The 7,432-nt window shown below is 68.6% G+C and carries 8 protein-coding genes and 1 pseudogene; 4 read left to right on the plus strand and 5 right to left on the minus strand.

Going from position 1 to position 7,432, the window contains the following annotated elements; all coding sequences use genetic code 11:
• The 3 genes from EQG76_RS07935 to mnmA all read left to right on the plus strand — a co-directional run.
• Positions 1–245, plus strand: a 245-nt coding sequence (locus EQG76_RS07935) for a HesB/IscA family protein (protein WP_159712207.1), incomplete at its 5' end; no start/stop codon positions are given.
• Between the two features lie 7 nt (positions 246–252).
• Entirely contained in the window at positions 253–579 is a 327-nt protein-coding gene (locus EQG76_RS07940) for a 2Fe-2S iron-sulfur cluster-binding protein (RefSeq protein ID WP_159712209.1), read from the plus strand.
• A 24-nt stretch (positions 580–603) separates the two neighbouring features.
• Positions 604–1,722, plus strand: coding sequence for a tRNA 2-thiouridine(34) synthase MnmA (gene mnmA, locus EQG76_RS07945; protein WP_255476490.1), 1,119 nt, complete (start codon positions 604–606; stop codon positions 1,720–1,722).
• Positions 1,723–1,742: 20 nt separating this feature from the next.
• Here mnmA and EQG76_RS07950 read toward each other — a convergent pair whose 3' ends face one another.
• The 5 genes and pseudogenes from EQG76_RS07950 to EQG76_RS07970 form a co-directional block, all read right to left on the minus strand.
• Positions 1,743–2,855: a proprotein convertase P-domain-containing protein gene (locus EQG76_RS07950; protein ID WP_159712211.1), complete on the minus strand. Its 1,113-nt coding sequence runs from the start codon at positions 2,853–2,855 to the stop codon at positions 1,743–1,745.
• A gap of 427 nt (positions 2,856–3,282) precedes the next feature.
• A pseudogene (locus EQG76_RS33315) lies at positions 3,283–3,561 on the minus strand (S8 family serine peptidase); the annotation flags it as partial.
• A 79-nt stretch (positions 3,562–3,640) separates the two neighbouring features.
• Entirely contained in the window at positions 3,641–3,994 is a 354-nt protein-coding gene (locus EQG76_RS33320) for a S8 family serine peptidase (RefSeq protein WP_407925513.1), read from the minus strand.
• Between the two features lie 322 nt (positions 3,995–4,316).
• Positions 4,317–5,009 carry a class II aldolase/adducin family protein gene (locus tag EQG76_RS07965; protein WP_159712215.1) on the minus strand — a complete coding sequence of 231 codons (693 nt, stop codon included), beginning with the start codon at positions 5,007–5,009 and terminating at the stop codon, positions 4,317–4,319.
• A gap of 3 nt (positions 5,010–5,012) precedes the next feature.
• The gene (locus EQG76_RS07970) at positions 5,013–6,428 is read right to left on the minus strand and encodes an acetate and sugar kinases/Hsc70/actin family protein (RefSeq protein WP_159712217.1); all 1,416 of its coding nucleotides are present in this window, start codon (positions 6,426–6,428) and stop codon (positions 5,013–5,015) included.
• A 323-nt stretch (positions 6,429–6,751) separates the two neighbouring features.
• Between EQG76_RS07970 and EQG76_RS07975 the strand changes: the two genes are divergently transcribed.
• Positions 6,752–7,432, plus strand: a 681-nt coding sequence (locus EQG76_RS07975) for a LacI family DNA-binding transcriptional regulator (protein ID WP_159712219.1), incomplete at its 3' end; no start/stop codon positions are given.

Here is a 7,432-nt window from a genome sequence, read left to right on the forward strand (position 1 = left end):
AGCTCGCCGTGAAGCCGCGCGGCTGCTCGGGCTGGAGCTACTCGCTGGATTTCGCCAAAGCCGTGGCGCAGGACGATCAGGCGATCGAGGTAGGTGGGGTGACCTTCGTGATCGAGGCGGCAGCCTTGCCCTATGTCGCCGGCACCGAGGTGGATTTCGTCGAGGACAAGCTGGGTGCGGCCTTCGTGTTCAACAACCCGAACGAGAAGGGCCGGTGCGGCTGCGGCGAGAGCTTCCACGTCTGAGCCGGGAGTGATCCAGGTCCGCTTCCGGCTGCCCGACGGCAGCGAGCGCCGGATAGGCGTGGCTGCCGGCAGCACACTCCTGGAGGCCTCGCGCGAGGCGGGGGTGGAGCTGGAAGGGGCGTGCGGCGGCTCCATGGCCTGCGCCACCTGCCATGTCCGGATCCCCGACCCCTGGTTCGACCTGGTCCCGCCACCCTCTCCGGAAGAGGAGGACATGCTGGACCTGGCACCGGACTGGCAGCCAACCTCGCGCCTGGGCTGCCAGATCCGCCTCGACCGGCAACTGGACGGCATCATCGTGGACGTGCCGGTTTCGAGCCTCCTGGACTACTGACGGCGCTGCCTGGACATCGATCTCGTGAATCCTGACCATCTCCTTGCCGATCTCGACCTGCCGGCCGGCGCCAGGGTGGTGGTGGCCATGTCCGGCGGGGTCGACAGCTCCGTCTGCGCCGGGCTCCTGGCCGAGGCCGGCTTCGATGTGGTCGGCATTACCATGCAGCTCTACGACCACGGCCAGGCGACTGGCCGCGCCGGAAGCTGCTGTGCCGGCCGCGACATCCGTGACGCGCGGGCGGTGGCCGACCGGCTGGGCATCCCCCATTTCGTGTTGGATTACGAGGAGCGCTTCCGCCGCCAGGTGATCGACGAGTTCGCGGCGGGCTATGCCGCCGGTCGCACCCCCATTCCCTGCGTGCGCTGCAACGAGCGGATCAAGTTTGGCGATCTGCTGGAGAGCGCGCAGGAGCTGGGTGCGGCGGCCCTGGTCACCGGGCATTATGTCCGCCGCCTGCGCACTTCCGGGCGCACCGAGCTGCACCGGGGTCGGGACAGTGCGAAGGACCAGAGCTACTTCCTGTTCGCCACCACCGACAGGCAGCTCGCGCGCCTGCGCTTCCCGCTGGGCGGCCTGACCAAGGCCGAGACCCGTGCCCATGCCCAGCGCCTGGGCCTGCCGGTGGCGGAGAAGGCCGAGAGCCAGGACATCTGCTTCGTGCCGGACGGCGACCATGCCAGCGTGGTGGCGGCACTGCGTCCGGAGGCCGGCCAGAGCGGCGAGATCGTCGACGATGCCGGCCGGGTACTGGGCAGACACAGGGGCCTGGCCGGGATTACGGTCGGCCAGCGCCGCGGCCTGGGTGTGGCAGCACCAGAGCGGATGTACGTCACCGAGATCGACCCGGTGAGCCGGCGGGTGACGATTGCTCCCAAGGCACGGGCGCGGATGCGCTGGGCGGTGCTCGACCGGCTGCACCTCGTGGGTGCCGCCGCTGCGGGGGAGCTGCCGGGCGAGGTCATGGCCAAGCACCGCTACAACGAGCCGGCCCAGCCGGCGACTGTCCGCCGGGACGAGGCCGGGCGGGTCGAGGTGGTCTTCCACGAGCCGCAGCTCGGCATCGCCCGCGGCCAGGCCTGCGTGCTCTACCACGGCAGCCGGCTGTTGGGTGGCGGCTGGATCGAGCGCGCCGTCGCCTGAGGCGGCGCGCGCAAGGTGTCTCAGACCACCCGATCCCAGGCCGAGCCGTTCCAGCCGAGCGTCTGGTCGGCAAAGCGCAGGAACTCGATCGAGGTGAAGCTGCTGCGGTCGCCGGTACCGAGATCGATCAGGCTGCCGTCGGCACCGGTCCCTTCCAGCCGGTAGCCGGCAATGGCCGAGCCCGCCGCCAGCGTGTCGGTGCCGGCGCCACCATCGATCTGGTCGTTGCCATAGTTCACGACGATCAGGTCGTCGCCCTTGCCGCCGTCCAGCAGGTCGTCGCCGAGCCCGCCTTCCAGCCGGTCCTGGCCGGCAAAGCCGTAGAGCTCGTCGTCGCCAGCACCCCCCAGGACCACGTCGTCGCCGCGCCCGCCGGAGAGCAGGCTGCCGTCGTCGCCACCCTGGAGGAAGTCGTCGTCCTCGCCGCCGCCGAACAGGCGGTCGCTCCCGTCACCACCCTCCAGCCGGTCGTTACCTGCGCCTCCCTCGATCCGGTCGTTGCCGGCACCGCCGAAGAGCAGGTCGTCGCCGCGCATGCCGCGCAGCCAGTTGTTCTCGCCATTGCCGTGGATCTGGTCGGCGCCATCGCCGCCCACCGCATGCTCGATCCGCGCGTTCGCGGCCAGCCGCCAGGGGCTGTCGCCTACCTGCCCTGCTTCGCCGTCGAGCCGGATCACCAAGTCCGAGGTGACCGGCGCGAAGTTCACCGTGTCCTGGCCGCCATTGCGGCCCGCCAGCACCTGGGGGGACGCATCCTCCGCCGCGGACTGCTCGTACTCGTCGGTGAACAGATACTGGTCATGGTTGCCAGCACCGCCCTGCGCGTCCAGCGTGAACTTCTGGATCTGAAGGGTGTCGCCCGTTGTGCCCCGGTTGGTGATGTCCACCCGCCAGACGCCGTCCGCCGCCTCGCCCCAATGCTGGGTCGTGCCGAGATCGAGCCGGAAGTCCTCGCCTACCTCGGTGTCAAGGTCGGTCTCGCTGTTGAAATCATACCAGAGATCGGCGTCGAAGCCGGTATGCAGGTAGCTGACCGTGCCGCTCGGCGAGGTCAGCCGGATGTCCAGATCCTGGTAGATCAGCAGCACGTCGCGCAGGGTCAGGTCGGGGTTCGCGACCAAGTCGAGATGCAAGGTGAGGTGCTCGAAGGTGACACCCTCGGCATCGGTGAAGGTGATGTCGTAGCCGGTGGCGGCGCCGGCCGCGAGCGACCGGGAGGCGGGGTCGCTGAATGACAGCTCCTGATCGTTGGCGAAGGTCTGGGCGTCCCGCCGCTAAGTCTCTGCGAAGCCGACCGCGGCATGGGCGCAGGCCTAGGCCGCAATCGTGGCTGACATGGTAGCCGCCACCATTCCAGTGCGCCGCACCATTGGTCTGCCAGTCCCATGGCCGCACCAGCAGCGCCGCATCCTCGGCGGTCAATCCTTCGACATGCGGACCCATCACCTCGAGGATCATTTCGGCCGATTGCATCCAGCTGTCGGCACCCTCCGGCTTCCAGGCGGATGCGGCCAGAATCTGCTGGACGTCGCGCGCACCCAGCAACGGGTTGGCCTCCAGCATCAGCGCCACGACGCCGCTCACGATCGGTGCCGCGAAGGAGGTACCGCTCTCGACGACGTATTCGCTATCGGGATCTTCACCGTGCGGTGGCACCCGGTCCGTCGAAAGCACGTCCTCGCCCGGCGCCGTCACCAGAAGGCCGGCGCCCGGATTGGTGAACCAGGTCGCCCGCCCATCCCGGTCGATGGCCGCCACTGAGATCACATGAGGGTCCGACTGGTCGTCCTCGCCGTTCACCAGCACGCTCGTGTGGCGCTCGTTGCCGGCCGCGAACACGATTGCAGTGCCCAGGCCGTCCCGTGCCTCGGTGGCCAGCCGCTCGATGATCGCGGCATTGTCCGGATCCTGGCGCTCGTCAGGATTCCGCCCCAGGAATTGTTGGAGATGTCGACGCCCTGCAGGAGCTGCTGCTCGAAGCCAGTGGCTTCGTAATCCTCATCCTCGCTGTCGGGATTGGAATCGGAATCGTCCTCGCCGAGCGGCATGCGGTAGGCGACGATCGTGGCGCCGTGGGCGACCCGATGCCGCCGACGCCGTTATTGCCCACCTCGGCGGCAAAGCCCGCCACGACCGTGCCGTGGTTGTCGCCTTCCCGGATCGGCAGGCCTGGACCCGTCTTACCCGATTCGGTGTCGCAGCCGTCCTCGGTATCGAAGTTCGCGGCGAGGTCCGGATGGTTGCCTTCCACGCCCCGGTCGAAGATCGCGATCCGGACGCCTTGCCGCTATAGTCCGCCCATGCCGGCAGCACTCGGACATCGATGCCGGCCATTCCGCCATCCTGGCCGCTGTTCAGGAGATGCCACTGTTCGTCGAACAGCGGATCGTTCGGCTTCCCCGACTCCAACATTCCGCCTCATTCAAATTAACTTTAATTTTGTTGTTATTTTTCCGGTAGATGGCGGGTAAATAATCGGGCGATTACTGAGGTGGCAATCCGAATCAGCGAGGACATTCAGGGAGCCGCTGCCGGCCATAGAAAAGGCCGCCCACCTTCCGGAGGACGGCCTTCGCAAGGGAAGGGGCTGCCGCTCAGGCGGCGGACTTCGGCGTGTCCTTCACATGGTCCAGGTCCGGCGCATTGCCGTAGGACATCCGGCGCATCTGCTCGATCACCCGATCCATCTCCTCCGCCGGCAGATGCGGCGGCTCGCCGATCGCCAGGGCATGGACATACATCTTGGCCAGCGTCTCGACCTCGATCGCCAGCGCCAGCGCCTTGTCCAGGCTCTTGCCGGTGGTCAGCATCCCATGGTGGCCCATGATGCAGGCATAGCGATCCTTGAGCGCCACCAGGATCTCGTCGGAAAGCTCCTGGGTGCCGAAGGTCGCGTACTTGCTGACCCGGATGTCGTGGCCGCCCGCCACTGCGGTCATGTAGTGGAAGGGCGGGATGCCGCGCTCGTGGGTCGCCAGCACGGTCGTGTAGGTGGCGTGGTTGTGCAGGACGACGTTCACGTCCTCGCGGTTCTTCAGGATGTCGCGGTGGAAGCGCCATTCCGAGGAGGGGCGGTGCCGGCCGGTATAGCTGCCGTCCCACTTCAGGTGGACGATGTCCTCCGGGGTCATCACCTCGTAGGGCAGGCTGGTCGGCGTGATCAGCAGCCCGTCCTCGATCCGGTACGAGACATTGCCCGCCGTGCCCTGGTTGATGCCCTGCCTGGTCATCTCCAGGCAGGTCGCGATGATCTTCTGGCGGATGTCCTGGTGACCGATCTCACTCACGATCTACTCCTCGTCTGCGGTCGATGCGAGGCCGCTGCAGGATGGCGGCAGCGGCCGCTGGATATGCCGGCGCACGGCCCGGCGCCACCGGGAACGATAACCCGCCAGCCCTTCGAGCTCGATAGGTGCTGCGGGCTCGATGTCGAGCCGCGCCGGCCGGCCCAGATTGCGATGCGTCCAGAGCAGGGCGGCGCCCGCGGCAGTCCCGCCGCCCCGCCGGTTGACCAGCACCTTCTGGCCCGGCCGCAAGGCCGCCACCAGCCGGGCGAACATCGGGTCGGCGGTGAAGCCGCCATCGATCACGACGCTGGCCTGGCTGCGCATCAGGTCCAGGCAGATGTCGGCGACCAGCGCGTTGTAGAGGGTCGCCAGCGCGATGCGTCCCTCCTGGCCGATCGGCTCGCCCACCAGCCGCCCCCGCCCGGCACTGCCCGGAAAGGCTCCGTCATAGTCGACGAAGCCCGGTAGCACCTGGCTGTCGCGGGCGATCACCTCGGCCACCGCCGCAGCGCTGGCCCGGCCGGAGGCGTTGCCGGTGATTGCGGCATATTCCCGGCCGGCCATGGTCAGCACGCCCGCGATCGGGCGGCCGTCGACATCGCTGGTCACGGTCATCCCGAACCCGGCGTCCAGCGCTTCCACCGGCGTGGTCGGGCACATGCCGACCAGCCAGGTCCCGGTCGACAGGAGCGCGAAGTCGGTGAGGCCGGCCGCCTGGTAGCAATGGAGATTGGCCGTGCTGTCGTGGATGCCGGCGAGCACCGCCATGTCCGGCGGCAGGCCGAGGCCGGGCCTGGGGTTGCCCACGCGCTGGTAAGGCGGGACCAGCTCCGCCAGCAGGTGCTGCCAGCCGAGCTTCTCAGCAATACCGGTGGAGCTGCCGTCCAGCGGGTTCACGAGCTGGGACTGGGCACCCAGCATGGTAGGCTCCAGCACCGCACGGCCGGTCAGCCGCCAGGCCCAGTATTGCGGCAGGGGCAGGAAGTGACAGGCCCTGGCGAAGATCTCGGGAAAGCCGCGCTGCATCATCAGGAGCTGCTGGGCGAAATGCCCGGCCTGGGCCTGGACCGGCGCGCTGCACATGGGGAAGGGCGGCACGAGCGGGCGATACTCCGCAGCCACTGCCGGCGGCACCGGGTTCTCGTAGTCGATCGGGGCCAGCAGGGGGCCGTGCTCGTCTACCAGTACGCCGCCCGAGCCATGGCAGGCGGCAACGAATGCGTCGAGGCGATGGCTCCGGCCAAGCTCCGCCAGGGTCGCCAGCAGCCAGGCCTCGATCGCCGCCAGATCGTAGTGACGCCACGGCGGCCCCGGCAGGGACTGGTTGGGCCGGCTGCGCTCGGCCAGGAGCGTGCCGTCGTCGCCCAGGAGATGGATCTTGAGGTTGGTCTTGCCGATGTCGAGGACGGTGGTGGTCACCGGCGGGCCTCCCCGTTCGGGCCGCCGGGCAGGGCAGGCAGAAGCGGCGCGACGAGCAAGTCCCCTCCACAGGCGCGATGGCGCCGGCAACGTTCGATGGCGGCCTCGACCGGCCGATCGTTCATGCCACCGTCGGTCCGGCCGTGCCGACCCATGTCCCAGGCGACGCGGTGGTGCCGGCGCGTAAAACCTTTCACGCAGTTTCGTATACGTTGACCCAAAGGAATGGCAAGCGCGATCGGTGCCAGCGACGGTTGACAGAGAGCAGCCGGCGCTGGGATGCTCGTTCCGTTCATGAAACGGAACACGTGGCAGGTCACTTCTTGGGCGAACGTCAGGCGAATGTCGTAGGGTCGCGCGTCACCATCCGGCATGTCGCCAATGCGGCCGGCGTGTCGATCGCGACCGTGTCCAACGTGCTGAACGGCCGGACCAGCGTGGCGCCGGAACTGGTGGCGCGGGTGCGGCGGGTGATGGAGGAGCTGGGCTACCAGCGCGACCAGGTCGCCTCCACGCTCAGGCGCCGGCAGACCTCCGTAGTGGGGCTGGTCCTGCCCTCGCTGATGAGCCCGTTCCTCGCAACCCTGGCGACGCGCCTGGAGGGGCTGGCCCATGCGGGCGGGTACCAGCTCCTGGTGGGCAGCGCCAACGAGGATGCCGAGCAGGAGGTGAGCCGGGTCCAGGCGATGCTGGCCTGGCGTCTGGCCGGCATGATCATGGCGCCGGTCGACCATCGCTTCCCGTCGCACCAGCTCATCCGCAGCCAGGGCATCCGGACGGTGATCGTCGATCGGACCAACGAGGCGTCCGACCTGGATTCGGTCGGCGTCAACAACCTGGAAGCCACGCTGATGGCCACGCGCCGGCTGATCGAGCTCGGTCACCGGCGGATCCTGGCGGTCGGCTCCAGCCGCACCATCCCGAACATGCGCGAGCGCATCTCCGGGTTCGAGACCGCGATCGCCGCGGCGAGCCTGGGCGATAGTTGCGCAGTCCTATGCGGG

The sequence above is a fragment of the Geminicoccus flavidas genome (genome assembly GCF_009806515.1).
GTDB classification, from domain to species: Bacteria; Pseudomonadota; Alphaproteobacteria; order Geminicoccales; family Geminicoccaceae; genus Geminicoccus; species Geminicoccus flavidus.